1 protein-coding gene is annotated in these 318 nt (G+C 47.5%); it reads left to right on the forward strand.

Translation table 11 applies throughout. The features are described 5' to 3' along the window. Nucleotides 1-318: LpxL/LpxP family acyltransferase (locus tag R0J87_RS19215; protein ID WP_498888239.1), on the forward strand; the 318-nt coding region annotated here is incomplete at both ends.

Genomic DNA, 318 nt, shown 5'->3' on the forward strand with positions numbered 1-318 from the left:
TCCTGTCATTATTTTAGTCCCTCACTGCTGGGCCATTGACTTTCCGGCTATCTATTGGGCATCACTGGGTCTGCCTGTCGCCGCTTTGATGCAACCTCAGCACCGCCAACCCGTTTTTGACTGGTTAATCAGTTGTCAGCGTCTGCAGTATGGGGGAATTTGTTATGCACGAGAAGGCGGATTAAAGCCTTATTTTCGTGCAATCAAATCAGGGTTTCTCGGCTATTACCTGCCTGATGAGGACTTCGGGCCAGAACAAAGTCAATTTACTGATTTCTTTGCGACCCAAAAAGCGACATTTTCTGGTCTGGGTAAGAT

The organism is Halomonas sp. SIMBA_159, from assembly GCF_046536035.1.
In the GTDB taxonomy this organism is placed as follows: domain Bacteria; phylum Pseudomonadota; class Gammaproteobacteria; order Pseudomonadales; family Halomonadaceae; genus Vreelandella; species Vreelandella venusta_A.